The 26,753-nt window shown below is 61.6% G+C and carries 21 protein-coding genes; 7 read left to right on the top strand and 14 right to left on the bottom strand.

The genetic code is table 11. The annotated features are described in order from the left end of the window. Positions 1–23 precede the first annotated feature (23 nt). From BUQ73_RS17340 to fabB, 5 genes are all read left to right on the top strand, one after another. Positions 24–2,171: a TonB-dependent receptor plug domain-containing protein gene (locus tag BUQ73_RS17340; protein ID WP_192858663.1), complete on the top strand. Its 2,148-nt coding sequence runs from the start codon at positions 24–26 to the stop codon at positions 2,169–2,171. Then, positions 2,171–3,061, top strand: coding sequence for an ABC transporter substrate-binding protein (locus BUQ73_RS17345; protein ID WP_079228992.1), 891 nt, complete (start codon positions 2,171–2,173; stop codon positions 3,059–3,061). Before BUQ73_RS17340 ends, BUQ73_RS17345 begins: the two co-directional genes overlap by 1 nt. Beyond that, a complete protein-coding gene (locus BUQ73_RS17350) occupies positions 3,058–4,989 on the top strand; it encodes an ATP-binding protein (RefSeq protein ID WP_079228993.1) in 1,932 nt (643 codons plus the stop codon). Before BUQ73_RS17345 ends, BUQ73_RS17350 begins: the two co-directional genes overlap by 4 nt. Before the next feature lie 202 nt (positions 4,990–5,191). Beyond that, the gene (gene fabA / locus BUQ73_RS17355) at positions 5,192–5,707 is read left to right on the top strand and encodes a 3-hydroxyacyl-[acyl-carrier-protein] dehydratase FabA (protein WP_012315334.1); all 516 of its coding nucleotides are present in this window, start codon (positions 5,192–5,194) and stop codon (positions 5,705–5,707) included. A gap of 11 nt (positions 5,708–5,718) precedes the next feature. Next, entirely contained in the window at positions 5,719–6,939 is a 1,221-nt protein-coding gene (gene fabB / locus BUQ73_RS17360) for a beta-ketoacyl-ACP synthase I (protein ID WP_079228994.1), read from the top strand. A gap of 168 nt (positions 6,940–7,107) precedes the next feature. On the opposite strand, the gene BUQ73_RS17365 is transcribed toward fabB, so the two are convergent. Then, complete coding sequence (locus tag BUQ73_RS17365) at positions 7,108–8,112, bottom strand: amidohydrolase family protein (RefSeq protein ID WP_079228995.1); 1,005 nt, start codon at positions 8,110–8,112, stop codon at positions 7,108–7,110. 115 nt (positions 8,113–8,227) lie between these two features. On the opposite strand from BUQ73_RS17365, the gene BUQ73_RS17370 reads away from it, so the two are divergent. After that, positions 8,228–9,091 carry a pirin family protein gene (locus BUQ73_RS17370; RefSeq protein ID WP_079228996.1) on the top strand — a complete coding sequence of 288 codons (864 nt, stop codon included), beginning with the start codon at positions 8,228–8,230 and terminating at the stop codon, positions 9,089–9,091. A 115-nt stretch (positions 9,092–9,206) separates the two neighbouring features. On the opposite strand, the gene BUQ73_RS17375 is transcribed toward BUQ73_RS17370, so the two are convergent. The 4 genes from BUQ73_RS17375 to BUQ73_RS17390 form a co-directional block, all read right to left on the bottom strand. Further along, entirely contained in the window at positions 9,207–9,932 is a 726-nt protein-coding gene (locus BUQ73_RS17375; protein ID WP_027921331.1) for a dienelactone hydrolase family protein, read from the bottom strand. 80 nt (positions 9,933–10,012) lie between these two features. Beyond that, entirely contained in the window at positions 10,013–11,920 is a 1,908-nt protein-coding gene (gene htpG / locus BUQ73_RS17380; RefSeq protein WP_079228997.1) for a molecular chaperone HtpG, read from the bottom strand. A gap of 69 nt (positions 11,921–11,989) precedes the next feature. Further along, a complete protein-coding gene (locus BUQ73_RS17385) occupies positions 11,990–12,472 on the bottom strand; it encodes a PaaI family thioesterase (protein WP_079228998.1) in 483 nt (160 codons plus the stop codon). Further along, entirely contained in the window at positions 12,469–12,945 is a 477-nt protein-coding gene (locus BUQ73_RS17390; protein ID WP_079228999.1) for a PaaI family thioesterase, read from the bottom strand. Before BUQ73_RS17390 ends, BUQ73_RS17385 begins: the two co-directional genes overlap by 4 nt. A 153-nt stretch (positions 12,946–13,098) precedes the next feature. Between BUQ73_RS17390 and BUQ73_RS17395 the strand changes: the two genes are divergently transcribed. Then, on the top strand, positions 13,099–13,374 hold the full coding sequence (locus tag BUQ73_RS17395) for a hypothetical protein (protein WP_079229000.1): 276 nt from the start codon (positions 13,099–13,101) through the stop codon (positions 13,372–13,374). A 67-nt stretch (positions 13,375–13,441) separates the two neighbouring features. Here BUQ73_RS17395 and BUQ73_RS17400 read toward each other — a convergent pair whose 3' ends face one another. From BUQ73_RS17400 to sdhA, 9 genes are all read right to left on the bottom strand, one after another. Beyond that, complete coding sequence (locus BUQ73_RS17400; protein WP_079229001.1) at positions 13,442–14,191, bottom strand: DUF599 domain-containing protein; 750 nt, start codon at positions 14,189–14,191, stop codon at positions 13,442–13,444. 182 nt (positions 14,192–14,373) lie between these two features. Further along, positions 14,374–15,687 (bottom strand): branched-chain amino acid transport system II carrier protein, encoded by a 1,314-nt coding sequence (gene brnQ / locus BUQ73_RS17405; RefSeq protein ID WP_079229002.1) that lies wholly within the window; start codon positions 15,685–15,687, stop codon positions 14,374–14,376. Between the two features lie 483 nt (positions 15,688–16,170). Further along, the gene (gene sucD / locus BUQ73_RS17410; protein WP_016393102.1) at positions 16,171–17,055 is read right to left on the bottom strand and encodes a succinate--CoA ligase subunit alpha; all 885 of its coding nucleotides are present in this window, start codon (positions 17,053–17,055) and stop codon (positions 16,171–16,173) included. Then, positions 17,055–18,221, bottom strand: coding sequence for an ADP-forming succinate--CoA ligase subunit beta (gene sucC / locus BUQ73_RS17415; protein WP_011534748.1), 1,167 nt, complete (start codon positions 18,219–18,221; stop codon positions 17,055–17,057). The genes sucD and sucC overlap by 1 nt, the downstream gene beginning before the upstream one ends. Before the next feature lie 172 nt (positions 18,222–18,393). After that, the gene (gene lpdA / locus BUQ73_RS17420) at positions 18,394–19,830 is read right to left on the bottom strand and encodes a dihydrolipoyl dehydrogenase (protein ID WP_079229003.1); all 1,437 of its coding nucleotides are present in this window, start codon (positions 19,828–19,830) and stop codon (positions 18,394–18,396) included. Between the two features lie 93 nt (positions 19,831–19,923). Further along, a complete protein-coding gene (odhB, locus tag BUQ73_RS17425; RefSeq protein ID WP_079229004.1) occupies positions 19,924–21,141 on the bottom strand; it encodes a 2-oxoglutarate dehydrogenase complex dihydrolipoyllysine-residue succinyltransferase in 1,218 nt (405 codons plus the stop codon). Positions 21,142–21,183: 42 nt separating this feature from the next. Beyond that, positions 21,184–24,015 (bottom strand): 2-oxoglutarate dehydrogenase E1 component, encoded by a 2,832-nt coding sequence (locus BUQ73_RS17430; RefSeq protein ID WP_079229005.1) that lies wholly within the window; start codon positions 24,013–24,015, stop codon positions 21,184–21,186. 246 nt (positions 24,016–24,261) lie between these two features. After that, positions 24,262–24,966, bottom strand: coding sequence for a succinate dehydrogenase iron-sulfur subunit (locus BUQ73_RS17435; RefSeq protein ID WP_012315348.1), 705 nt, complete (start codon positions 24,964–24,966; stop codon positions 24,262–24,264). 11 nt (positions 24,967–24,977) lie between these two features. Beyond that, a complete protein-coding gene (sdhA, locus tag BUQ73_RS17440) occupies positions 24,978–26,750 on the bottom strand; it encodes a succinate dehydrogenase flavoprotein subunit (RefSeq protein WP_027921321.1) in 1,773 nt (590 codons plus the stop codon). Positions 26,751–26,753: the final 3 nt, after the last annotated feature.

A 26,753-nucleotide genomic window follows, 5' to 3' on the forward strand; every position in this document is an offset into this window, starting at 1 on the left:
CAAAACCTTCCCGGTCAGTTACCATGCCTGTTTCAACTCTGAGACAAGGCTGTCCTGTGTTCCCTGGCCCGCCCCCCTACCCTCGCCTGTTGCTGCTGACCGCATTGCTCGGTGGCTCGGCCATGGCCGACGACTTGTTCATCGACAACACAGACCTGCCGCAGGTTCTGACCGCCACACGCCTGAAACAATCCCCGGCGGCGGTACCGGGCAGCATGACCGTGCTCGACAACGAACTGATCCGCGCCAGCGGCGCCCGCGACATCCCCGAACTGTTGCGCCTGGTACCCGGGATGATGATCGGCTATGGCGCCGGCAACCAACCGACCGTCAACTACCACGGCAGCAACGTCAACGAAGCACGGCGCATGCAGGTACTGATCGACGGCCGCTCGGTGTACCGCGCCGGCCTGGCCACGGTCGACTGGAGCGACATCCCGGTGGCCATCGAGGACATCGAGCGCATCGAGGTATTCCGCGGCCCCAACACCGTCAGCTATGGCGCCAACGCACTGATGGCGGTGGTCAACATCCTCACCCGCAACCCGGCCGACAGCCACGGCACACGGATGAAACTGACCCGCGGCCAGGACGGCATCAACGACTACTACCTCAGCCACGGCTTCGGCTGGGACGGTGGCGACTTGCGCTTGTCGGTGTCCGGCCAGCAGGACGATGGCTTCGACGAGAACCAGTTCGGCCAGGACTACCGCGACAGCCGCCGCCTGAACCGCTTCAACCTCAGTGTCAGCCACGTTCTGGCACCGGACCAGACCCTGGAATGGCAACTGGCGGCCAAAGAAGGCAGCAACCAGCGACCGTATACCTATCAGCCGGTGTTCCCCTACGTCACCCAGACCGGTGACAACGCCGACGTCAACGCCAAGGACTATGCAGGCTCGGTACGCTGGAACATCGATTTCAACCCTGAGCACAGCCTGTATGTGCAGGGTTCGGCCCAGCATTTCGACCGCCAGCAGGTCTGGCGCGCCTGCGACGCGGCGCTGTCGTTCAGCCCCGAGCTGACCCGCTTGTGGCAGATGAACCCCGACTTCGCCGAAAAGGTCGCCCGTGGGGCGAACAACCCGCCGAGCAGCAGCAACCCCGAAGAACAGGCGCTGGTCGATGCAATCAAGGACCAGTGGAACAACCAGGGCGGCAAGAACGTGGTGTGTGGCGATGTCGACCAGAGCACCCGAGAAAGCCGATACGACCTGGAAATCCAGGACACCCTGAGCCTGACCGACAGCCTGCGCCTGCTCAGCGGCATGAACTACCGTTATGATCGTGCCGATTCGCAGACTTACTTCAACGGCAGCATCGACGACCAGACCTGGCGCCTGTTCGGCCAGCTGGAATGGCGCGCCGACGAACACTGGATTCTCCAGGGTGGTGCGATGCTCGAGGATTCGCGCCTTTCCGGCAGCTCGCTGACCCCGCGCATGGCGGTCAACTACCTGATCACTCCGCGCCACGGCCTGCGCGCGGTGTACTCCGAGGCCGTGCGCTCGCCGGACATGTTCGAGAACAACGTCAACTGGAGCTACACGGTCAAGAACCTGAACCCCACAGCGTTCGGCCAGCGCAATGCCGAATACTTCGTCAAGACGCGCGGCCCGGGCGACCTCGAGCAGGAGCGCATGCGCTCGCGCGAGCTGGGTTACAACGGCTACTTCAGCGATATCGACCTGAACATGGATGTGAAGGTGTTCTATGACGAAATCACCGGAATGATCAGCGAGCCCCTGAAGAACAATCAGTACATCGCCAGTAACGCCAACAAGGCCCGCTTTACCGGCAGCGAGGCACAGTTCGACTGGCACCTGGCGCCACGCGATCGCCTGCGCCTGACCTATGCCTATGTCGATGCCTGGGCCAGCAACCCCGCCGACAGCGCCAACACCGCCCGCAACAGTGGTTCGGCCGGATGGATGCGCGAATGGGGTGAAGGCTGGTCCAGCGCGCTGTTCTACTACGGCGACGATGCGCTCAACCAGTACCGTTACGAACGCCTCGACCTGCGCGTGGCCAAGCGTTTTCGCATCGAAGGCAGCAACCTGGAGCTGGCCGCGCTCTGGCAGCAACGCCTGGACGACGAACCGACCACGTCGATTCAGAACCGTTATGACAGCCGCCACCGCCTGAGCGTCAGCGCGGAGCTGGAGTTCTGATGGCCCGGCTGCTGCGCCTGCTGCTGTTCTGCCTGTGGCCGCTGGGTTCGCTGTCCGCCAGCGAAATCCTGCTGGTCGGCGGCGAAGACCAGCCTGGCGTGCGCAGCTTCGTCGAAGCGCTGCAAGCCCGCCGCAGCCATGACCAGGTGCGTTTCCAGAGCGTCGCCGAGCTGGCCCGCCCCGGCCAGCTCAAGGCTGACGTGCGCCTGGTGCTGCTCGACAACGCCGCACTGGAGTGGCGCCTGGCTGAAAGCAATGGGCCGCCTGCCTTGGCCATGCGCATCAGCCGAGTACAGGCTGAACAACGCCTGGGAAAGTCGCGCCCCGCGTACCTGACCCTGCTGTGGAGCGACCCGCCCATGGCCCGGCAACTGCGCCTGGCCCGCTACCTGTTACCCCAGGCCCGGCGCATCGGCGTGTTGTACGGTGAGCACAGCCATTTCCTGCTCGACGAACTGCGCCAGGCGGCACGCCCGCTGGGCCTGGAAATCGTCGCCCAGGACTGGCCGGACCAGCGCGACAGCCGCCCCCTGCAGCACCTGCTGGGCAACAGCGACGTGCTGCTCGCCCTCGACGACCCTGAGCTGTACAACTCGAAGACGGCAAAGAACCTGCTGCTCAGCAGCTATGGCCGGCAAATGGCGCTGATCGGCCCGAATGCCGGTTTCGTCCGCGCCGGCGCCCTGGCCAGCACCTACAGCGACCAGGATGACTGGCTGGCTGTGCTCGACCAGTTGCTCGATCAATCACCGGCGCGCTGGCCGCGCAGCCTGTACCCGGCACACTACGGTGTCAGCGGCAACCAGCAGGTGGCACGCGCCCTGGGCCTTGAACCGATCGATCCGAACGCCACTGCCAAGGCCCTGGCCGCAGGAGAACCCACCCCATGAGCAAACGCCTGAGCTGGGACATCCACACCCGCACCCAGATCATCAGCCTGGGCCCGGCGCTGTTGCTGACCTTGCTGTTGATCAGTTTCTTCACTTTCGTGCGGATCCAGGATCTGCGCCAGGAGCTGAACCACACCGGGCAGCTGATTGCCAACCAGCTGGCGCCCGCCTCCGAGTACGGCGTCATATCCGGTAACAATGAAGTCCTCGAAGGCCTGATGCGTGCCACCTTGAGCATCCCTCACGTGCGCTTCCTCGAGGTGCAGGACAGCCGCAACCACATATTGGTGTACGTCGAGCAGCAGGACGAGAGCAACAACCGGGCTCAGCAGGTGGAGGTGTTCCAGGCGCCGATTCGCCTGCAGCAGATCCGCCTGGACAGCGACTTCCTGCAACAGGGCAAAGCGCCAACACCGGCCATCGGCGACGACTACCTGGGCCGAGTGATCGTCGGCATGTCCGACGATGCGTTCAGCCAGCGCCAGCAGGAAATCGTGATCAAGGCCGGCATCCTCGCGCTGTTCGCGTTGCTGTTCACCTTCCTCCTCGCCCGCCGTCTGGCCATGAGCCTGGCCAAGCCGATCAGCGACATGGGCCATGCGGTGAAGGCTATCCAGCAGGGTGAATACAACGCGCCACTGCCGGTGGTCGACGACAGCGAGCTCGGCCACCTGGCGCGCCATATCAACAACCTGGCCAACGCCTTGGACCAGGCCAGCGCCGAACAGAAGCAGGCCATCGCCCAGTTGATCCAGGCACGCGAGGAAGCCGAACAGGCCAACGGCGCCAAGTCGGAGTTCCTGGCGATGATGAGCCACGAACTGCGCACCCCCATGAACGGCGTGCTGGGCATGCTGCAACTGCTGGAAACCACCCAGCTGACCAGCGAACAGGCCGATTACACGGCTGTGGCCAGTGAGTCCACCGGGCACTTGCTGAAGGTCATCAATGACATCCTCGACTTCTCGCGGATCGAGCGCACCACGCTGGAGCTCGAGCACATCGACTTCAACCTGGGTGAGCTGATCACCAGCAGCGTGCAGTCGTTCCAGCACAGCGCCCAGCAGCGCGGCCTGGAACTGCACCTGCAGTTGCCGACAGATGGCGCACAGCCACAGGTGGTTGGCGACCCGACGCGGATTCGCCAGATCCTGCTCAACCTGATCGGCAACGCCCTGAAGTTCACCGAGCGTGGCCAGGTACAGGTCGAGGCACGCTGGCAGTTGCTCGACCGGCAATTGCTGTGGTTTACCTGCAGCGTGCGCGACACAGGCATCGGCATCGACAGCGAGCGCCTGGAAATGATGTTCGTCGCCTTCCAGCAGGCCGACAGCTCGATCTCGCGGCGCTATGGCGGCACCGGCCTTGGCCTGTCGATCGCCCGCACCTTGGCCGAACGCATGGGCGGCAAGCTGCGCGGTGAAAGCCGCGAAGGGCTGGGCTCGACCTTTACCCTGGAAATGCCGCTGCCCCTGGCTATCAACACGCCGGCAACGCGGCCCGGCGCCTCTGGGGGCATTGCGCCACTTGAGGTGGGTAAGCGCATCCTGTTGGTGGAAGACAATCCGGTCAATCAAAGCGTCATCGAAGCCATGTTACGTAGCCTGGGGATGGAGGTCAGCGTTGCCCACGACGGGCTACAGGCAGTGGAACAGGTAAGGCAGCAGCCATTCGCTGCAGTACTGATGGATTGCCGCCTGCCCCAGGTGGATGGCTACGAAGCCACCCGGCGTATCCGCCTGTTGCCGGCCTGCGGCCAATTGCCGATCATCGCGCTGACCGCCAATGCCTTGCAGGGCGACCGCGAGCGTTGCATGGCCGCCGGCATGAACGATTACCTGAGCAAACCGTTCCGCCGCACCGAGTTGCAGCGGGTATTGCAGCGCTGGTTACCAGGACGCACAGCGGCGACTGGCGATAAATGCTAAAGTGCGGCAGTCTTAAGTACTGGACAGGACCTTGTTCGGACCTGAAAATAGACGTTTCAGTGCACACCTGTACTTCTTTCACCAGGTGCGCTGTGACTTTCACCACAACGCAATAGTCTACCTGTAGGCTGCCGTCCCAGAAGCAAGAAGGGTCGGCCGGGAAGATTCATCCCCTGCCACAGGGGGTTATTGAGGAGCTCGCATGACCAAACAACACGCCTTTACTCGGGAAGACCTGCTGCGCTGCAGTCGCGGTGAGCTGTTCGGCCCAGGTAATGCGCAACTGCCCGCGCCGAACATGCTGATGGTCGATCGCATCACCCATATCAGCGAAGAAGGCGGCAAGTACGGCAAAGGTGAGTTGGTCGCCGAGCTGGATATCACCCCGGATCTGTGGTTCTTCGCCTGCCACTTCGAAGGTGACCCGGTGATGCCAGGCTGCCTGGGCCTCGACGCCATGTGGCAGCTGGTCGGCTTCTTCCTCGGCTGGCAAGGCCTGCCGGGCCGCGGCCGTGCGCTGGGTTCGGGCGAAGTGAAATTCTTCGGCCAGGTGCTGCCTACCGCCAAGAAAGTCACCTACAACATTCACATCAAGCGCGTCCTGAAGGGTAAGCTGAACATGGCCATCGCCGATGGCTCGGTCAGCGTCGACGGTCGCGAGATCTACACCGCCGAAGCCCTGCGGGTCGGCGTGTTCACCTCCACTGACAATTTCTAAGGGTTATTCGCATGCGCCGCGTCGTTATCACTGGTCTGGGCATCGTATCGTGCCTGGGCAATGACAAAGCTACCGTCACCGAAAACCTGCGCAACAGCCGTCCGGGTATCCGTTACAACCCGGAATACAAGGAAATGGGGCTGCGTAGCCAGGTTTCCGGGTCCATCGACCTCAACCTCGAAGAACTGATCGACCGCAAGGTCTACCGCTTCGTCGGCCACGCCGCTGCCTATGCCTACCTGGCGATGCAGGACGCGATCAAGGATTCCGGCCTGACCGAAGAGCAGGTGTCCAACCCGCGTACCGGCCTGGTTGCCGGCTCCGGCGGCGCCTCGACCCTGAACCAGATGGAAGCGCTGGACACCCTGCGCGAAAAAGGCGTCAAGCGCGTCGGCCCATACCGCGTCACCCGCACCATGGGCAGCACCGTTTCGGCGTGCCTGGCCACCCCGTTCAAGATCAAGGGCATCAACTACTCGATCTCGTCGGCCTGCGCCACTTCCGCACACTGCATCGGCACCGCTCTGGAGCAGATCCAGTGGGGCAAGCAGGACATCGTCTTCGCCGGCGGTGGTGAAGAAGAGCACTGGAGCCAGTCGTTCCTCTTCGATGCCATGGGCGCCCTGTCGACCAAGCGCAACGAAACCCCTGAACTGGCCTCGCGCGCCTACGACGCTGACCGTGACGGTTTCGTCATCGCGGGCGGCGGCGGCATGGTCGTGGTCGAGGAGCTGGAACACGCCCTGGCCCGCGGCGCCAAGATCTACGCCGAAATCGTCGGCTACGGTGCCACTTCCGACGGTTACGACATGGTCGCACCGAGCGGTGAAGGTGCCATCCGTTGCATGCAGCAGGCGCTGTCCACCGTCGACACCCCGATCGACTACCTGAACACTCACGGCACTTCGACTCCGGTCGGTGACGTTGCCGAGATGAAAGGTGTTCGCGAGGTGTTCAAGGACAACGCGCCGAAGATCAGCTCGACCAAGAGCCTGTCGGGCCACTCGCTGGGCGCCGCTGGCGTGCACGAGGCGATCTACTGCCTGCTGATGATGGAAAACAACTTCATCGCCGGCTCCGCCAACATCGACGAGCTGGACCCGGAAGTCGCTGACCTGCCGATCCTGCGCAAAACCGAAGAAAACGCCAAGATCGACACGGTCATGAGCAACAGCTTCGGCTTCGGCGGCACCAACGCCACCCTGGTGCTCAAGCGCTGGGCTGGCAAGTAAGACGCTGCTGCGGCAAGTGAAACGCCCCGACTGGTTCGGGGCGTTTTCATTGGTAGCGCCTGCTCCGGCCCTTGCGCGGGCAAGCCCGCTCCCACAGGTAAGGCGCCGCATCGTAAGGCATCGGCAATCCTGTGGGAGCGGGCTTGCCCGCGAAGAGGCCAGTACAGGTCAATGCTGCCCGGGCAATACAGCCAGGAAGTTATTCCGGGCCACCTTGTTGGCCACCTCTTCCGGCAAGGCATCCAGAAACGGCCTGAAACCGTGCATCTGCTCCCCAAGACTGCCAAACCGCCCCACCACATCCGACCCCAGCATGAACCGGTCCGGATGCCGCTCGACCAGCGCCACCCACTCCTTGCGCGGCACGCCCTGTTCATCCAGCAAATAGGGCTCCAGCACACTCCACGACAAGTCCACATATAAATTCGGGTAGTCCGCCAGCAATCGCGTCAGCACCGGCAGCAAAAAGTCCATTCGGGTCTGATGCCGATGGATCTCTGCGCTGCTCCCTGCATGCGCCCAGATGAAACGGGTATGCGGATGATTGCGCAGCGGCTCCTCGATCTCGGCCAGGTACAGCGGATTACGCTCACGCTTGGAAGTGATGTTCGAATGCAGCAACACCGGCATGTCGTGTTCCGCCGCCAGGTGATAGATACGGGTCATCGCCTCGTTATTGGCCCGCGGCGTATCGCCACTGGTCAGCGCAGTCAGGTCGTCATGCCGGGTAAACACCTCGCCGATCCCTTGCCACAGCCCCGGGTTAAGTTCGAGCATGCGCTCGATATGGCTGACGGCATTCTTGTCCACCGGATTGAAGCCGGTCAGAAAGGGATAGAAACGTTTTCGCTGCTCGGCCGGCAGCTTTTCCAATGCGGCAGCTACATAGGTATCGGTGGCGCTATACCAATAGGCATCAGCGTCGTCGCCGGCGTAATAGCGCGGGCGCTTGGGCTCGTCTTCGTGCCACTTCTTAGCTACCGGAATACCAGAAATCATCGAATGCTCGACACCCGCCTGATCCATGGCCTTGATCAGCGCCGTCATGCCCTCGGTCTCCTGGAAGAAGTCCACGTAGTGCAAATGGGCATCGCTGTAGCGGTAGTCACGGGCCTGTGCCGCCTGGCATAGCCAGCCAGACAACAGCATGCAGGCCAACGCTCTGGCAATCATGGGCGTGCTCCTTCTCCAGGCATGAACAGGGTAGACCGGGCAGCCAGCGCAACGGTTCAGCATTGCCCGGCAAACCGCTATGCTTGGGGCATTTCCACCTCGCCTGGAGCCCACCATGAGCAGCCCCCTGATCATCCGCCCACGCGCCGAGTCGGTCGAGGGCCAGCCGATCCTGCGCCCGCTGCCCTCGGCCCAGTGCCGCAGCGTCGGCCCGTTCGTGTTCTTCGACCATATGCTCGAGACCGACTATGCGCCGGGCCATGGCATGGATATCCGCCAGCACCCGCACATTGGCCTGTCCACCCTGACTTATCTGTTCGAAGGTGCGATCCTGCACAAGGACAGCCTTGGCTCGGAACAGCGCGTACTGCCTGGTGATGTGAGCTGGATGACCGCCGGCAAAGGGGTGGCGCATGTCGAGCGTACACCTGCGGACGCCCTGGCCCATGGCTCACGCTTGCATGGGCTGCAGGTGTGGCTGGCCTCGCCCCAGGCACTCGAACAAGGCGAACCGAGCTACAGCCACCACCCCGCAGCGAGCTTGCCGGTCAGCGACAACCTGGGCGTGCGTATCTGCATGATTGCCGGCAGCGGGTTCTGCCTGGAGTCACCGGTGCCGGTGCTCTCCCCTACTCTTTATGCGCATGTGCTGATGCAGCCGGCCACTACCTTGGTAGTACCTGACGAACATGCGCAGCGGGCGCTGTATCTGCTCGACGGCGAGCTGTTCATGGACGGCGAGCAGGTCGAGGCCTGTAGCCTGATCGTGCTGGCGGAAGGGGAAGAGGTCACGCTGTATGCCGAGGAGGAGTGCCAGCTGGTGCTGATTGGCGGCGAGCCGCTGGATGGGCCGCGGCGGATGAACTGGAATTTTGTGGCCAGTGATGTGGAACTGATCGAGCAGGCACGAGCCAAGTGGGCGGCGGGGGATTGGCCGACAGTCCCCGGGGAAACGTCGAGAATCGAGTTGCCTCGCTGAATTGGGGCCGCTTTGCGGCCCTTTCGCGACACAAGGCCGCTCCTACAGGGGTACGCGCACTTCTGTAGGAGCGGCCTTGTGTCGCGAAAGGGCTGCGAAGCAGCCCCATGCAATGTCAGCGCTGGAACACTTCGGTGAGCAGGTTGTGCATCGAGCGGAACGCGCGCTCCGAGGTGCGGCGGTCATACTGCATCTTACCCGGCACATTGGCATTCGGGTCAGTGAACGAATGCACCGCACCGCCGTAGCTCAGCAACTGCCAATCCACCTTGGCCGCATTCATCTCCTCCTCGAACGCCGGCAGTTGCTCCTTCGGCACCAGCGGATCGGCAGCGCCATGCAGCACCAGCACCGAGCCCTTGATGCGCTTGGCGTCTTCCGGGTTCGGCGTATCAAGCGTGCCGTGGAACGACACCGCCGCCCTCAAGTCGGCACCGGTACGCGCCAGTTCCAGGGCGCAGCAACCGCCGAAGCAGAAGCCGAAGGTGGCGACCTTGCCCGGCTCCAGCAACGCCTTGGACTGCGCCAGCAGCTGCGACAACGCCTCGTTCATCCGCTTGCGCAGCTCGGCCCGGTCATTTTTCAGCGGCATCATCGCCGCACCAGCCTCATCCGCATTGGACGGGCGTACCGACTGCCCATACAGGTCGGCAATCAGCACCACGTAACCCTTTTCGGCCACTTCCTTGGCAATGCGCTCGGCGCCTTCGCCAATACCCATCCAGTTCGGCGCCATCACCAGGCCGGGCTTTGGCAGCGCACCCGGCTCGTAGACCAGGCGGCTCTCATAGGTCTTGCCGGACAGGTGATAGACCAGCGATTCGACGATTACCTTGCTCATCAAGCACTCCTTAGGCACTTTTTCATAAAACAGCCCGCCATGAAAAAAGCCCGCCGAAGCGGGCTTTCCTATGCATCAACTCAAGCAGACAGCTCGACCAGCAGCTTGTTCAGGCGACGAACGTAAGCCGCCGGGTCCTTCAGGCTGTCACCAGCCGCCAGCGCGGCCTGATCGAAGAGGATGTGCGACAGCTCGGCGAAACGGTCTTCGCTCTGCTCGTTGTCCAGCTTCTCGATCAACGGGTGAGTCGGGTTGAATTCGAAGATCGGCTTCGAGTCCGGCACCTTCTGCCCGCTGGCTTCCAGGATCTGGCGCATCTGCAGGCCAAGGTCCTGTTCGCCAATGGCCAGGATCGCCGGCGAGTCGGTCAGGCGGTGCGACACGCGCACTTCGGCCACGCTGTCACCCAGCGCACCTTTCAGGCGCTCTACCAGGCCTTCCTTGTCCTTGGCCACTTCTTCCTGGGCCTTCTTGTCCTCTTCCGAGTCCAGCTTGCCCAGGTCCAGGTCGCCACGGGCGACGTCGACGAATGCCTTGCCGTCGAACTCGCTGAGGTAGCTCATCAGCCACTCGTCGATACGGTCGGTCAGCAGCAGTACCTCGATACCCTTCTTGCGGAAGACTTCCAGGTGCGGGCTGTTCTTGACCTGCGCGTAAGACTCGCCGGTGAGGTAGTAGATCTTGTCCTGGCCTTCCTTGGCGCGGGCCAGGTAATCGGCCAGGGCAACGCTCTGCTCGCCGCTGTCGTCCTGGGTGGAGGCGAAGCGCAGCAGGCCAGCGATTTTTTCCTTGTTGGCGAAGTCTTCAGCCGGGCCTTCCTTCAGCACCTGGCCGAAGTTTTTCCAGAAGCCCTTGTACTGCTCAGGCTCGTTCTTGGCCAGCTTCTCCAGCATGTCCAGCACACGCTTGGTCAGCGCGGTCTTCATCGAATCGATGATCGGGTCTTTCTGCAGAATTTCGCGGGATACGTTCAGCGACAGGTCATTGGAGTCGACCACACCCTTGATGAAGCGCAGGTACAGCGGCAGGAACGACTCGGCCTGGTCCATGATGAACACGCGCTGCACATACAGCTTCAGGCCGCGCGGTGCTTCGCGCTGGTACAGGTCGAACGGTGCACGGGCCGGCACATACAGCAGCGAGTTGTATTCGAGCTTGCCTTCGACCTTGTTGTGGCTCCAGGCCAGCGGGTTCTCGAAGTCATGGCCGATGTGCTTGTAGAACTCCTGGTATTCCTCGTCCTTCACTTCGGAGCGCGAACGGGTCCACAGGGCGCTGGCGCGGTTGACGGTTTCCCATTCCTGCGCGGGCTTTTCTTCACCCTCGGCGGCTTCGGCCTGCTCCTTGGGCAGCTCGATCGGCAGGGCAATGTGGTCGGAGTACTTCTTGACCACGTTGCGCAGGCGCCAGCCATCGGCGAATTCCTGCTCGTCCTTCTTCAGGTGCAGAACGATGCGGGTGCCGCGCTGCGGCTTGTCGATGGTGGCGACTTCGAACTCGCCCTCACCCTTGGACGACCAATGCACGCCTTCGGCGGCAGGCTGGCCGGCGCGGCGGCTGTAGACGTCGACCTTGTCGGCGACGATGAAGGCCGAATAGAAGCCCACACCGAACTGACCGATCAGGTGCGAATCCTTCTTCTGGTCACCGGTGAGGTTCTTCATGAAGTCGGCGGTGCCGGACTTGGCGATGGTACCCAGGTGGGCAATGACATCTTCGCGGCTCATGCCGATGCCGTTGTCCTCGAGGGTCACGGTACCGGCGTCCTTGTCGAAGCTCAGGCGGATCTTCAGGTCGGCGTCGCCCTCGAGCAGCTCTGGCTTGGCCAGGGCCTCGAAGCGCAGCTTGTCGGCGGCGTCGGAGGCGTTGGAGATCAGCTCACGGAGGAAGATCTCCTTGTTCGAGTACAGCGAATGGATCATGAGGTGCAGCAGTTGCTTCACCTCGGTCTGGAAGCCCAGCGTTTCTTTTTGAGTCTCCACACTCATGGTCTTCAAAACTCCGATCTGATGGCAGTGGCGCCTGGCGGCCGACATGGCCTGCTTTAACGGCGGATGTCATGCAGATGGGGGCTGCCCGGACGATTTCAAGGGCTTTTCCGGTTCGATCTTGAAATGTGCACGAGCGGTGGCGATCGGCGACTGCCGGTCTGCCTGCCAGGCAGTGATGGCGACGTTGGTCACCCGCCGCCCCTGACGCCACAGCTGGCACTGGGCGTAGGTATCGCGAAAATGCCCGGCACGCAGGTAGTCGATGGAGAAATCGATGATCTTCGGAATGCTCGCACTCTCGCTGTAGATCAGCAGGTACAGGGCAGCAGAAAGCTCCATGAAGCCGGCAATGACGCCACCATGGATGGCCGGCAGCAACGGGTTGCCGATGTTGTCCTGGCTGGCCGGCAGGCGGAACAGCAAGTCGTCGCCATCGCGCTGGCACTCGATGCCGATCAGGCCGGCGTATGGGATCAAGGCCAGCAAGGGACCGTAGTCACCAACCGCGTGAGCCGCGTTCAACTGCTGGCGGACGTCTTCAGGGATCATGCCCCACCCTCCTTCAGGCTGTTGCCGAAACGGATGCCACCCTTGATCTCCTGGCCCAGGCGCATGAAGGTCCCCACCACATGGCAGATCGGCTGGCCAGGGTCGTCCTGATAGGCCGTGCCACGGGTAAAGATGACGTCGCGGGTCACGCGATAGCACTGGGCATGGCCGTAAATCGGCTTGCCCGGTACCGCGGCATGCATGTAGTCGATACGCAGATCCAGCGTCGGGCACACCTCGAAGCGCGGCAGCACGCACAAGGTGGCCATGCCGCACGTGCTATCCATCAGCGTGGTCAACGCCCCGCCATGTACCGCGCCGGTCTGTGGGTTGCCGACGATCGCCGGCGACCAGGGCATGACCAACGTCATGCCCTCACTGTCGGCTTGGGCCACGCGCATCTGCAACAACTGGCAATGTTTCAATGCTGAAAGAAAGCGTTCGGCCATGGCCTGCAAGCTTGAATCATTCATACGCTGTTTCCGTGATGACTGCCGTAACGGCATAAAACCTGTAAAAAGTCTATATAGAACGCGGCGTTATATATCTGTAACAGGCACGGAACTTCTTCCGCATGGCTGAACTCGAAGGAACAACTCAGTTATTCACCAAGAGGAAACACCCCCATGCGTAAACCTTTTGCTTTTGCTCTGATGCTGGCTGCTGCCATGGGCCTGGCTGCTTGCGATAAAGCGAGCGAAGACAAAGCCCAAGACGCACAGCAACATGCCGAGCAAGCCCAGGAAAAGATGGGCGAAGCTCAGGATAAGATGAACGACGCTGCCAAGGAAAACGCCGAAGCCGCCAAAGATCAGGCCGAAGCCGAGCAGAAGGCCGCCGAAGAGGCCGCCCCAGCTACTCCGGCACCGGAAACCGCGCCTGCCGAACCTGCCAAGCAGTAATCGGCCCAAACAAAAAAACCCGACATCGTCGGGTTTTTTTGTGCCTGTCTTTAGTGAGTTAAACGTTTCAGTTAATACTGTTTGAACTTTCCCTGGGTGCTTCTGTCACCGCACTTTCAGTCGGCGTGAACACCATCACGTCCAATACATCGGAATGGAACTCACGGCGATACAGAATCAGCACGACGCCGACACTCACAATCATGAACAGCCAGGGGCTGATAAACCAGGTGAGCATGGCCATGCCGAAGTAATAAGAACGCAGGCCAAAGTTGAACTGGTTGGCTGCCAGCGACAGCACCCGCGCTGCGCGCGAAGCGAAGGCCTTGCGCTCTAGCTCATTGACCTGGCGCTCACCGATCATAGGCGCGGACCCCACCAGCACCGCGGCAAAGTTGTACTGACGCATGCACCAGCTGAAGGTGAAGAAGGCGTAGACGAAAACCATTGCCAGGCACAGCAGCTTGATCTCCGACATGCCCTGGGACGCCTGCTGCACCAGCGGCAAGTCCGCCAGCAGTGACAGCGCGCGATCCGAAGCACCCAGCACGGTGAGGATGCCAGCGAGGATGATCAGAGTGCTGGAGGCGAAGAACGAGGCATTGCGCTCCAGGTTGCCGATCACGCTGGCGTCGGCGATGCGGTTGTCGCGCAGCAGCATACGGCGCATCCAGTCTTCCCGGTACAGGTGCAGCACACTGGCCAGGCACGCGGTGTCGCGGCCCTTCCAGATGGCATAGCGAGTGTAACCGCCCCAGCACAGGGCGAACCAGCAGACAGCCAGGAGGTTGTGGAGGTTGCTTTGGATGAAGTTCATGCAGAATTCCCGAAGGCCAGGTGCACAAAGAATAGTGACCGGGTTTCGACGCCTACAAGCGGTAAAAGGCACAAACTGAAACGAAAAAGCCCCGCATCCTTTCAGATGCGGGGCTTTCGAGTCTCCACCTTTGGCGAGCACCCTACGGCTTGTGGCCGGTGCCGCCCTCAGGCTTCAACTGCTCAGGCCAACGCTTCGCGCGGCTTGCCGAGCATGCGGTCGCAGGCCACGGCGCCGATCAGCGTCACGACCGAAGGCACCAGCCAGGCCAGGCCCTGATCGCTCAGCGGCAGGTGCGCCATGACGTCTGGCAGCACGTGGGCGATGTCGCTGCCCTTGATCGCGTCGACGATACCGAACACCAGCGAAACCAGCATCACTGGAGCCAGGATGCGAGTCGGCGAATTCCACAGGTCCTTCACGAAGCTCAGGCCCACCACCACGATGCACGGCGGATAGATAGCGGTCAGCACCGGGATCGAGAACATGATCAGCTTGGTCAGGCCCAGGTTGGAGATCAGCAGCGAGAAGCCTGCCAGGATCACCACCAGTGCACGGTACGACAGCGGCAGAATCTGGCTGAAGTATTCGGCGCAGGCGCAGGTCAGGCCAACGGCAGTCACCAGGCACGCCAGGGCGATCAGCACGGCAAGGAAGCCACTGCCCAGGGAGCCGAAGGTGTGCTGTACATAGGCGTGCAGAACGGCGGCACCGTTGGTGGCATCGGCGGCGATATCGTGGCTGCCGGCACCCAGGCGGAACAGGCTGATGTACACCAGGGCCAGGCCGACACCGGCGATCAGGCCGGCGATGATGGCATAGCGGGTGATCAGCTTCGGCGACTCGACACCGCGCGAGCGGATGGCGTTGACGATGACGATACCGAATACCAGGGCACCAAGGGTGTCCATGGTCAGGTAGCCATCGGAGAAGCCTTTGGAGAACGCGGCGGCGGCATAGGCCGGCTGTGCTTCACCGATGGTCCCGGCTGGCAGGGCGAAGGCAGCGATGCCCAGCACCGCCAGGGCGATGATCTTCAGCGGCGCGAGGAAGCGGCCGACAGTGTCGAGCAGCTTGCCCGGGTACATGGACACGGCCAGTACCACGGCGAAGTACACCAGGCTGTAGATGAACAACGCTGTCGGGCTTTCACCGGTCAGCGGTGCCACGCCCACTTCGAACGACACGGTCGCGGTACGCGGCGTCGCGAACAGCGGGCCGACCGACAGGTAGCACACGGCCGCCAGCAGGCCGCCGAAGAACTTGCCGATCGGGCTGCTCAGGGCATCCATGCCACCACCGACCTTGGCCAGGGCGACCACGGTGATGACTGGCAGGCCCACGGCGGTAACCAGGAAGCCCAGGGCCGCCATCCATACGTGCGGGCCAGACTGCAGACCGACGATAGGCGGGAAGATGATGTTGCCAGCGCCTACGAAAAGCGCAAACGTCATAAAGCCAAGCGCCAGGATATCCTGGCCTTTGAGAACTTTCATTTAAGGTAGTACCACACTGCTGAAATCGGGATTCGAGAGGGGATTTCCCTTTGGATGAGGGGAAATGCTGCCCGGCTTGATAGGCCAGACCCGTTTAGCGTGTCGTTCCCTTTTGGGGTACGGGCACAGAGTGAACGCGTAGATTAACCGTTTTACCCGGTAAACGCACTGATACAGTGCTGCTTGTCCGATGTGCGTACATGTTTGTCGTCTGTGTGTCCGATAACAGTAGGAATTATCCTCGGATTGAAATAATCGTCTGCTTCAAAATTCCTATCGTACCTATCGAAAATTCCGCATTGCCTGTACCGGCCACTTCGCGGGTAAACCCGCTCCCACAGGTACTTCACAATTATCAAGGCTAGTGATTTTCCTGTGGGAGCGGGTTTACCCGCGAAGAGGCCGGTGCAGGCAAACAACCTCCCGAAAACGACAAAGGCCACCCGAAGGTGGCCTCTGTGCGCGTGGGGGGTGTAGCAGGTATTACTTCTTGGCTTCCCAGCCGGTCAGCTCGGCCAGGGCCTTGCCAATGTCAGCCAGGGAACGCACGGTCTTCACACCAGCGTCCTGCAGCGCGGCGAACTTCTCGTCCGCAGTGCCCTTGCCGCCGGAAATGATGGCGCCAGCGTGGCCCATGCGCTTGCCCGCAGGTGCGGTAACACCAGCGATGTAGGAAACGACTGGCTTGGTGACGTTGGCCTTGATGTAGGCCGCGGCTTCTTCTTCAGCCGAACCGCCGATCTCACCGATCATGACGATCGCTTCGGTCTTCGGGTCTTCCTGGAACAGCTTCAGGATATCGATGAAGTTGGAGCCTGGGATCGGGTCGCCACCGATGCCCACGCAGGTCGACTGGCCAAAGCCGGCGTCGGTGGTCTGCTTGACCGCTTCGTAGGTCAGGGTGCCGGAACGCGAAACGATACCGACCTTGCCTGGCAGGTGGATGTGGCCTGGCATGATGCCGATCTTGCACTCGCCCGGAGTGATGACGCCTGGGCAGTTAGGGCCGATCAGGGTCACGCCCAGCTCGTCGCACTTGACCTTGGCATCCAGCATGTCCAGGGTAGGAATGCCTTCGGTGATGCAGACGATCAGCTTGATGCCGCCGAATGCCGCTTCCAGGATCGAGTCCTTGCAGAACGGAGCCGGAACGTAGATGACCGAAGCGTCAGCGCCGGTGGCTTCTACGGCTTCTTTCACAGTGTTGAACACTGGCAGGCCCAGGTGGGTGGTGCCACCCTTGCCTGGAGTAACGCCGCCGACCATCTTGGTGCCGTAGGCGATGGCTTGTTCGGAGTGGAAAGTACCCTGCGAGCCGGTGAAGCCCTGGCAGATGACCTTGGTGTCTTTATTGATCAGGACGCTCATTACTTGCCCTCCGCAGCTTTGACAACTTGTTGAGCAGCGTCGGTCAGGCTGGTTGCCGCAATGATGTTCAAACCGCTTTCTGCCAGTACTTTAGCGCCCAGTTCGGCGTTGTTGCCTTCAAGGCGAACGACAACCGGAACTTTAACGCCGACTTCTTTCACTGCACCGATGATGCCTTCGGCAATCATGTCGCAGCGAACGATGCCGCCGAAGATGTTGACCAGTACGGCCGCGACATTGCTGTCGGACAGAATGATCTTGAACGCTTCGGTAACGCGTTCTTTGGTCGCGCCGCCGCCCACGTCGAGGAAGTTGGCTGGCTTGCCGCCGTGCAGGTTGACGATGTCCATGGTACCCATGGCCAGGCCGGCACCGTTGACCATGCAGCCGATGTTGCCTTCGAGGGCAACGTAGTTCAGTTCGAACTTGGCAGCGTGGGCTTCACGGGCGTCGTCCTGCGACGGGTCGTGGAAAGTCTTCAGCTTAGGCTGACGGTACATGGCGTTGGCGTCGATGTTGATCTTGGCATCGAGGCAGTGCAGGTCGCCATCGGCCTTGATCACCAGCGGGTTCACTTCCAGCAGGGCCAGATCGTGATCCTTGAACAGCTTGGCCAGACCAACGAAGATCTTGGCGAACTGTTGAACTTGCTTGCCTTCCAGACCCAGCTGGAACGCCAGCTCACGACCCTGGAACGGCTGAGCGCCAACCAGTGGGTCGATGGTAGCCTTGAGGATCTTCTCAGGAGTTTCGTGAGCGACTTTCTCGATGTCCACGCCACCTTCGGTGGAAGCCATGAACACGATACGGCGGCTCGAACGATCCACTACAGCGCCCAGGTACAGCTCTTTGGCGATGTCAGTGCAGGACTCGACCAGGATCTTGGAGACTGGTTGACCGTTGGCGTCAGTCTGGTAGGTCACCAGATTCTTGCCCAACCACTGCGCAGCGAACGCCTTGGCGTCTTCCTTGCTGCGAACCAGCTTGACGCCGCCCGCTTTACCGCGACCACCCGCGTGGACCTGAGCCTTAACGACCCACTCCGAACCGCCGATCTTGTCGCAGGCTTCAGCCGCTTGCTCAGGGGTATCGACAGCGAAACCCTTGGAAACTGGCAGGCCGTATTCAGCGAACAGCTGCTTACCCTGATACTCGTGAAGATTCATGCTTTTTACCGTCTTCGTTAGGTACTGCGCTTCGGCGCTGCGCCATTGCTGGCGCCGCACCACCTGTGACCATTGACCCCGGGTTTACCCGTGTAGTCCGGTCCGGCGGACGTTCCGCGGTGAGTCATGCACGCAAGACTCACGACGGGCAGCCCGCCGTGGTTTCTTATAATTAACGCTTCTTACGGTTGGCCACGTGAATGGCGCCGCCATTCACTGCCAGCGCTGCTTCATGCAGCGCTTCGGACAGGGTTGGATGGCTGAAGACCATCATGCCCAGATCCTCGGCACTGGTGCCGAATTCCATTGCGATTGCGCCCTGCTGTACCAGTTCGGCAGCCGATGGGCCAATCACGTGAACGCCCAGCACGCGGTCGGTCTTGGCATCGGCGATGACCTTGACGAAACCACCGGTATCGTTGGCTGCCATCGCACGGCCGCTGGCCGCGAACGGGAAGGTGCCTACGTTAACCTCAACACCCTCGGCCTTCAAGGCTTGTTCGGTCTTGCCGACCCACGCGATTTCCGGGTGGGTGTAGATGACCGACGGGATCAGGTCGTAGTTCATCTGAGCCTTGTGGCCCTTGATGCGCTCGACGACCATGATGCCCTCTTCCGAGGCCTTGTGCGCCAGCATCATGCCACGCACCACGTCACCGATGGCGTATACGCCAGGAACGCTGGTAGCGCAGTAGTCGTCGACGAAGATGTAGCCACGCTCGTCGATGGTCACGCCGCTGTCGGAAGCCAGCAGGTCAGTGGTCACCGGGCGACGGCCGACCGCGACGATCAGCTTGTCGAAGGTGATCTTCTGCTCGCCTTCGGCGTTGGTGTAGGTCACTTCGACTTCGTTGCCGTTGACTTTCGAGCCGGTGACGCGGGCACCCAGCTTGATGTCCAGGCCTTGCTTGGTCAGGGTCTTCTGGGCTTCTTTCGACACGGCGGTGTCGGCAGCCATCAGGAAGGTGTCCAGGGCTTCCAGGACGGTGACTTCAGCACCCAGGCGAGCCCATACCGAGCCCAGCTCCAGGCCGATCACACCAGCACCGATCACGCCCAGGCGCTTCGGTACCGATTGGAATTCCAGGGCGCCGGTGGAGTCGACGATGACGTTCTGGTCGACCGGAGCCGGCGGAATGTCGATCGGACGCGAACCGGAAGCGAGGATCACGTTCTCGGCTTCGATGACTTCGGTGGTGCCGTCAGCCTTGGTGACTTCGACCTTCTTGCCAGCCAGCAGTTTGCCGTGGCCCTGGATCGAGGTAACGCCGTTGGCCTTGAACAGAGTGGCAACGCCACCGGTCAGGTTCTTGACGATGCCAGCCTTGCGGCCAACCATCGCGGCGACGTCCATCTTCACTTCACCAGTGGAGATACCGTGGACGTTGAAGCTCTCTTTGGCTTCCTTGTACTTCCAGGAGCTGTCCAGCAGCGCCTTGGACGGAATGCAGCCTACGTTCAGGCAGGTGCCGCCCAGGGCCAGCTTGCCCTCGGCGTCGGTGTACTTCTCGATACAGGCAGTCTTCAGACCAAGTTGTGCGGCCTTGATGGCAGCAACATAGCCGCCAGGGCCTGCACCAATTACCACTACGTCGAATTTCTGGGTCATAAAAGATTCCTTATCAGCTACAAGCTACAGGCCGCGGACCGCGCGGCATGGCTTCTCGCGAAGCCAGGGCCGGCACGGTACGCAGCCAGAGGGTTAGATGTCCAGCAGCAGGCGAGACGGATCTTCCAGCAGGTTCTTGATGGTGACCAGGAAGGTTACCGCTTCCTTGCCATCGATCAGGCGGTGATCGTAGGACAGTGCCAGGTACATCATCGGGCGGATAACCACTTGGCCGTTGATGGCCATCGGGCGCTGGATGATGTTGTGCATGCCCAGGATGGCAGCCTGAGGCGGGTTGACGATCGGGGTCGACATCATCGAGCCGAAAGTACCGCCGTTGGTGATGGTGAAGGTACCACCGGTCATCTCTTCGATGGCCAGCTTGCCGTCACGGGCCTTCTTGCCGAAGGTGGCGATGCCGTTCTCGATTTCAGCCAGGCTCATCGATTCGGCGTTACGCAGAACCGGTACCACCAGGCCACGGTCGCTCGACACGGCAACGCCGACGTCGGCATAGCCGTGGTAGACGATGTCGTTGCCGTCGATCGAGGCGTTGACTGCCGGGAAACGCTTCAGCGCTTCGGTGGCCGCCTTGACGAAGAACGACATGAAGCCCAGGCGTACGCCGTTGTGGGTCTTCTCGAACAGGTCCTTGTACTTCGAACGCAGGGCCATGACTTCGGTCATGTCGACTTCGTTGAAGGTGGTCAGCATGGCCATGTTCGACTGGGCTTCGACCAGACGCTCGGCGATCTTGGCGCGCAGACGGGTCATCGGCACGCGCTTCTCGGTGCGGTCGCCAGCGGCAACGACAACCGGGGCAGCAGCGGCAGCAGCAGGCTTGGCAGCTGGAGCCGGGGCCGACTTCTTGTTGGCGACGGCGGCGACGACGTCTTCCTTGGTGATGCGACCGCCTTTGCCAGTGCCGGCAACGGTAGCCAGATCGATACCGCTCTCTTCAGCCAGCTTGCGCGCGGCAGGAGCTGCGATCGGGTCGTCTTCGCCAGCGTCGGCGGCAGCAGCGGCTGGAGCAGCGGCGGCCGGGGCAGCCGCAGGAGCTGCGGCTGCAGCGCCACCTTCAACGATCGAACCCAGTACTTCGTCGGACAGGACGGTGTCGCCCTCGCCCTTGACGATAGCGCCCAGCACGCCGTCGGCGGTAGCCAGAACTTCCAGGACGACCTTGTCGGTCTCGATGTCTACGATCAGCTCGTCACGCTTGACGGCGTCGCCCGGCTGCTTGTGCCAGGTGGCAACGGTGCCATCGGCAACCGATTCCGGGAAGGTTGGGGCTTTGATCTCGATAGCCATTATCTGTGTTTCCTTAAATTCGGTTTCAGGTGCGCGAAGGCATTAAACAGTGAAGGCGTCTTGCAGCAGTTTTTCCTGCTGCTCGGCGTGCTTCGATGCGTAACCACAGGCTGGCGCGGCGGAAGCGTCGCGGCCGGCGTATTCCAGGACCAGCGCCTTGTTGTGGCGGCCCAGGATACGGCGCATGTGGTGCTGACTGCTGTACCAGGCGCCCTGGTTCATCGGTTCTTCCTGGCACCAGACCGCATGCTTGAGGTTGGTGTATTGCGCCAGGATTTCGACCAGGTCGTCCTCAGGGAACGGATACAGCTGCTCCAGACGCAGGATCGCGATGTCTTCGCGGCCTTCGGCACGGCGTTTTTCCAGCAGGTCGTAGTAGACCTTGCCGCTGCACAGCACCAGGCGCTCTACCTTGGCCGGATCGAGGCTGTCGATTTCCGGGATCACGGTCTGGAACGAGCCTTCTGCCAGGTCTTCCAGAGTCGAGATGGCCAGCTTGTGGCGCAGCAGCGACTTCGGCGTCAGGACAACCAGCGGCTTGCGCAGCGGGCGAATGACCTGGCGACGCAGCAGGTGGTAGATCTGTGCCGGGGTGGTCGGTACGCAGACCTGGATGTTGTGCTCGGCGCACAGCTGCAGGTAACGCTCCAGACGCGCGGAGGAGTGCTCCGGCCCCTGCCCTTCATAACCGTGTGGCAGCAGCATGGTCAGACCGCACAGGCGGCCCCACTTGTGCTCGCCGCTGGTGATGAACTGGTCGATCACGACCTGGGCACCGTTGGCGAAGTCACCGAACTGGGCTTCCCAGATCACCAGCGCATTCGGCGTGGTGGTCGAATAGCCGTATTCGAAGGCCAGTACCGCTTCTTCCGACAGGAAGGAGTCGTACAGGTCGAAACGCGGCTGGCCCGGGAACAGGTTCTTCAGCGGTACGTAGGTGCTGGCGTCCTTCTGGTTGTGCAGCACCGCGTGACGGTGCGAGAAGGTGCCACGGCCGATGTCCTGACCGGTCATGCGGATCGGGTGACCTTCGAACTGCAGGGTGGCGTAAGCCATGGTCTCTGCATAACCCCAGTTGATCGGCAAGCCACCGGCTTGCATCTTCTGACGGTCTTCGTAGATCTTCGCGACCTGACGCTGTACGACGAAGCCTTCCGGCAGTTCCAGCAGCTTGGCCGACAGGTCCTGCAGGGTCTTGAGGTCGAAGCGGGTGTCGTGACGCGCAGTCCAGGCATGGCCCAGGTACGGACGCCAGTCGACGAACAGCTCGCGGTTCGGCTCCTTGACCAGGCTCTTCACCACGTGCAGGCCGTTGTCCAGGGCGTTGCGGTATTCGTCGATCTTGGCCTGAGCACGCTCGGCCTCGATACGGCCCGCCTGGATCAGCGAATCGGCATACAGCTCACGGGTGGTGCGCTGCTTGGTGATCTGCTGGTACATCAACGGCTGGGTGCCGTTCGGCTCATCGGCCTCGTTGTGGCCGCGGCGACGGTAGCAGACCAGGTCGATGACCACGTCACGCTTGAACTGCATGCGGTAATCGATGGCCAGCTGGGTCACGAACAGCACGGCTTCCGGATCGTCACCGTTGACGTGCAGGATCGGCGCCTGAATCATCTTGGCTACGTCGGTGGCGTACTCGGTGGAGCGCGCGTCCAGCGGGTTGCTGATGGTGAAACCAACCTGGTTGTTGATCACGATGTGCACAGTACCGCCGGTCTTGAAACCGCGGGTCTGCGACATCTGGAAGGTTTCCATGACCACGCCCTGGCCGGCGAACGCAGCGTCGCCGTGGATAGAGATCGGCAGAACCTTGTCACCCACGGTATCGTTGCGACGGTCCTGACGGGCGCGCACCGAACCTTCAACCACTGGCGAGACGATTTCCAGGTGGGACGGGTTGAACGCCATGGCCAGGTGAACTTCGCCACCCGGGGTCATCACGTTCGAAGAGAAGCCCTGGTGATACTTCACGTCACCGGAGCCAAGCTCGTTCATCTTCTTGCCTTCGAACTCGTCGAACAGCTCGCGCGGGTTCTTGCCGAAGGTGTTGACGAGCACGTTCAGGCGGCCACGGTGGGCCATGCCGATCACGACTTCCTTGGTGCCATAGGAGCCGGAACGCTGGATCATTTCGTCCAGCATCGGGATCAGGCTTTCGCCGCCCTCGAGGCCGAAACGCTTGGTGCCTGGGTACTTGGTGCCCAGGTATTTCTCAAGGCCCTCACCGGCGGTCACGCGCTCGAGCAGGTGTGCCTGCACGTCGGCCGAGAATTCCGGACGGCCGCGCACGCTTTCCAGGCGCTGCTGGAACCAGCTGCGCTGCTCGGAGTCGACGATGTGGGTGAACTCGGCGCCAATGGTGCGACAATATGTCTTCTGGAGTGCCTCGAAGATCTCGCGTAGGCTCGCCTCCTCTTTGCCGATGAACAGGTCGCCGGCACGGAAGGTCGTATCAAGATCGGCATTGGTCAAGCCGTAGTGATTGATCGACAGGTCTACAGGCGCAGGTCGCTGCCACAACCCCAACGGGTCGAGCTTGGCAGCCTGATGACCGCGCATACGATAGGCCTGGATCAGTCGCAGAACTTCAACCTGCTTCTTCTCGTGTTCTGTGCTCACGCTCCCGGCGGAAACCGGTTGGGCGCGGCGCTGGTTCTTTGCCAGCAGTACGAAATGGTCGCGGATCGTCGAGTGCGATACATCGGTAGCGGTGCTGCCGTCGGCGGGCAACTTCTGGAAGTAAGTGCGCCACTCTTCTGGCACAGCGTTAGGGTCGTGCAGGTAGAGTTCGTAGAGCTCTTCCACATATGCAGCGTTACCACCTGAAAGGTGGGCGCTTTCCCACATGCGCTGCATCACGCTTTCTTGCATGCTTGGTCACCCTCGGTTAGGGGACTGATCGGCGAGAGCCACAGCAAACCTGGAAAAGTCCGAATAAAGCGACTGAACCACGCCACTTGGATCCTGCTGATTTTCCGGGTACCAGCCCGGAAAGCCCCTGCTGGTCTCATATCTTCATAGGTATCGAGCGCGAGCTTTGTGGGCCCTTGCTCAGGTTTTACCTCAGTGCGGGCTCACCACCCGCACCTCGGCTTACTGCAGTTACAACTCTTTGTATCAGGTGCCGCTTTGCAGCAGCATGTTACGTACGTGACCGATTGCCTTGGTCGGGTTCAGACCCTTGGGGCAAACGTTGACGCAGTTCATGATCCCGCGGCAGCGGAATACGCTGAACGGGTCATCCAGGGACGCCAGGCGCTCCTGGGTCTTGGTGTCACGGCTGTCGGCCAGGAAGCGGTAGGCCTGCAGCAAAGCGGCCGGGCCCAGGAACTTGTCTGGGTTCCACCAGAACGACGGGCAGGAGGTCGAGCAGCAAGCGCACAGGATGCACTCGTACAGACCGTCCAGCTTGTCGCGATCTTCCGGCGACTGCAGACGCTCGATGGCCGGAGCCGGCGTGTCGTTCTGCAGGAACGGCTTCACCTTCTCGTACTGCTTGTAGAAGATGCTCATGTCGACAACCAGGTCACGAATGACCGGCAGGCCTGGCAGCGGACGCAGAACCAGCTTGTTGCCCTTGACCACGCCCGACAGCGGGGTGATGCAGGCCAGGCCGTTCTTGCCGTTCATGTTCATGCCATCGGAACCGCAAACGCCTTCACGGCAGGAGCGACGGTACGAGAAACCCTCGTCCTTCTCCTTGATCAGCGCCAGCACGTCCAGCACCATCAGGTCCTTGCCGCCGGTATCGACGTCGAACGACTCCATCTTGGGCGCCGAGTCGGTGTCCGGGTTGTAACGATAAACTTCGACTTTCAACATAGCAGCCACCCTTAGTAAGTCCGGACTTTTGGTTCGAAGGCTGGAACAGTCTTCGGCGCAAAGTTGACGCCACGCTTGGCGACGCGCTTCTCACCCGGGTAGTACAGGGTGTGGCACAGCCAGTTTTCGTCGTCACGGTCTTCGAAGTCTTCACGGGCGTGAGCGCCGCGGGACTCTTTACGGGCTTCGGCCGCAATGGCGGTAGCTTCGGCGACTTCCAGCAGGTTCTGCAGCTCCAGCGCTTCGATACGCGCGGTGTTGAAGGCCTGGGACTTGTCGTTGATCTTGACGTTGGCGATGCGCTCACGCAGGCCGGCCAGCTGCTCGATACCCTTCAGCATGTATTCGCCAGTACGGAATACACCGAAGTAGTTTTGCATGCAGCTTTGCAGCTCGCGCTTGAGGCTGGCAACGTCTTCGCCAGTGGAGCGCTCGTTGAGCTTGTTCAGACGGCTCAGGGCAACATCGATGTCGGTGTCGCTGGCGTCGAGGTGCTCGATGCCGTCGCTCAGCGCCTTCTCCAGGTGCAGGCCGGCAGCACGGCCGAACACCACCAGGTCGAGCAGCGAGTTGCCGCCCAGGCGGTTGGCACCGTGAACCGATACGCACGCCACTTCACCTACGGCAAACAGGCCAGGGATGATGTGATCCTTGCCTTCTTCGTCCATGGTGATGGCCTGGCCATGAATGTTGGTGGCAACGCCGCCCATCATGTAGTGGCAGGTTGGAACGACCGGAACCGGGGCGACCACTGGGTCGACGTGGGCGAAGGTCTTGGACAGCTCGCAGATGCCTGGCAGGCGGCTGTGCAGCACTTCCTCGCCCAGGTGGTCCAGCTTCAGCAGTACGTGGTCCTTGTTCGGGCCCACGCCGTTGCCGGCGATGATTTCCTTGACCATGGAACGGGCGACCACGTCGCGGCCAGCCAGGTCTTTCGCGTTCGGCGCGTAACGCTCCATGAAGCGCTCGCCGTGGGCGTTGATCAGGTAGCCACCTTCACCGCGGCAGCCTTCGGTAACCAGTACACCGGCGCCGGCGATGCCGGTCGGGTGGAACTGCCACATTTCGATGTCCTGTACCGGTACGCCTGCACGCAGGGCCATGCCGATACCGTCACCGGTGTTGATCAGGGCGTTGGTGGTGGAGGCGTAGATACGACCGGCACCGCCAGTGGCCAGAACGGTGGCCTTGGACTTGATGTACATGGTTTCGCCGGTTTCGATGCAGATCGCGATCACGCCGACGAAAGCGCCTTCCTTGTTTTTCACCAGGTCAACGGCATAGTACTCGTTGAGGAAGGTGGTGCCTGCCTTCAGGTTGCCCTGGTACAGGGTGTGCAGCAGCGCGTGACCGGTACGGTCGGACGCAGCGCAGGTACGGGCGGCCTGGCCACCTTTACCGAAGTCCTTGGACTGGCCACCGAACGGACGCTGGTAGATACGACCGGTTTCGGTACGCGAGAACGGCAGACCCATGTGGTCCAGTTCGAAGACCGCAGCCGGGCCTTCCTGACACATGTATTCGATAGCGTCCTGGTCACCGATGTAGTCGGAACCCTTGACGGTATCGTACATGTGCCAGCGCCAGTCGTCGTTCGGGTCTGCCGAAGCGATGGCGCAGGTGATGCCGCCCTGGGCGGATACAGTGTGCGAACGGGTCGGGAAGACCTTGGTGACTACGGCAGTCTTGTGACCGCCCTGGGCCAGCTGCAGCGCTGCGCGCATGCCGGCGCCGCCGCCACCGATGATGATGGCGTCGAAGGAAATGGTTGGAATGCTAGCCATGGA

The sequence above is a fragment of the Pseudomonas putida genome, from assembly GCF_002025705.1.
GTDB classification, from domain to species: domain Bacteria; phylum Pseudomonadota; class Gammaproteobacteria; order Pseudomonadales; family Pseudomonadaceae; genus Aquipseudomonas; species Aquipseudomonas putida_J.

Coding starts and splice junctions, on each gene's coding strand:
- BUQ73_RS17340 (WP_192858663.1), top strand. CDS start 24: ATGCCTGTTTCAACTCTGAGACAAGGCTGTCCTGTGTTCCCTGGCCCG.
- BUQ73_RS17345 (WP_079228992.1), top strand. CDS start 2,171: ATGGCCCGGCTGCTGCGCCTGCTGCTGTTCTGCCTGTGGCCGCTGGGT.
- BUQ73_RS17350 (WP_079228993.1), top strand. CDS start 3,058: ATGAGCAAACGCCTGAGCTGGGACATCCACACCCGCACCCAGATCATC.
- fabA (WP_012315334.1), top strand. CDS start 5,192: ATGACCAAACAACACGCCTTTACTCGGGAAGACCTGCTGCGCTGCAGT.
- fabB (WP_079228994.1), top strand. CDS start 5,719: ATGCGCCGCGTCGTTATCACTGGTCTGGGCATCGTATCGTGCCTGGGC.
- BUQ73_RS17365 (WP_079228995.1), bottom strand. CDS start 8,112: ATGATTGCCAGAGCGTTGGCCTGCATGCTGTTGTCTGGCTGGCTATGC.
- BUQ73_RS17370 (WP_079228996.1), top strand. CDS start 8,228: ATGAGCAGCCCCCTGATCATCCGCCCACGCGCCGAGTCGGTCGAGGGC.
- BUQ73_RS17375 (WP_027921331.1), bottom strand. CDS start 9,932: ATGAGCAAGGTAATCGTCGAATCGCTGGTCTATCACCTGTCCGGCAAG.
- htpG (WP_079228997.1), bottom strand. CDS start 11,920: ATGAGTGTGGAGACTCAAAAAGAAACGCTGGGCTTCCAGACCGAGGTG.
- BUQ73_RS17385 (WP_079228998.1), bottom strand. CDS start 12,472: ATGATCCCTGAAGACGTCCGCCAGCAGTTGAACGCGGCTCACGCGGTT.
- BUQ73_RS17390 (WP_079228999.1), bottom strand. CDS start 12,945: ATGAATGATTCAAGCTTGCAGGCCATGGCCGAACGCTTTCTTTCAGCA.
- BUQ73_RS17395 (WP_079229000.1), top strand. CDS start 13,099: ATGCGTAAACCTTTTGCTTTTGCTCTGATGCTGGCTGCTGCCATGGGC.
- BUQ73_RS17400 (WP_079229001.1), bottom strand. CDS start 14,191: ATGAACTTCATCCAAAGCAACCTCCACAACCTCCTGGCTGTCTGCTGG.
- brnQ (WP_079229002.1), bottom strand. CDS start 15,687: ATGAAAGTTCTCAAAGGCCAGGATATCCTGGCGCTTGGCTTTATGACG.
- sucD (WP_016393102.1), bottom strand. CDS start 17,055: ATGAGCGTCCTGATCAATAAAGACACCAAGGTCATCTGCCAGGGCTTC.
- sucC (WP_011534748.1), bottom strand. CDS start 18,221: ATGAATCTTCACGAGTATCAGGGTAAGCAGCTGTTCGCTGAATACGGC.
- lpdA (WP_079229003.1), bottom strand. CDS start 19,830: ATGACCCAGAAATTCGACGTAGTGGTAATTGGTGCAGGCCCTGGCGGC.
- odhB (WP_079229004.1), bottom strand. CDS start 21,141: ATGGCTATCGAGATCAAAGCCCCAACCTTCCCGGAATCGGTTGCCGAT.
- BUQ73_RS17430 (WP_079229005.1), bottom strand. CDS start 24,015: ATGCAAGAAAGCGTGATGCAGCGCATGTGGGAAAGCGCCCACCTTTCA.
- BUQ73_RS17435 (WP_012315348.1), bottom strand. CDS start 24,966: ATGTTGAAAGTCGAAGTTTATCGTTACAACCCGGACACCGACTCGGCG.
- sdhA (WP_027921321.1), bottom strand. CDS start 26,750: ATGGCTAGCATTCCAACCATTTCCTTCGACGCCATCATCATCGGTGGC.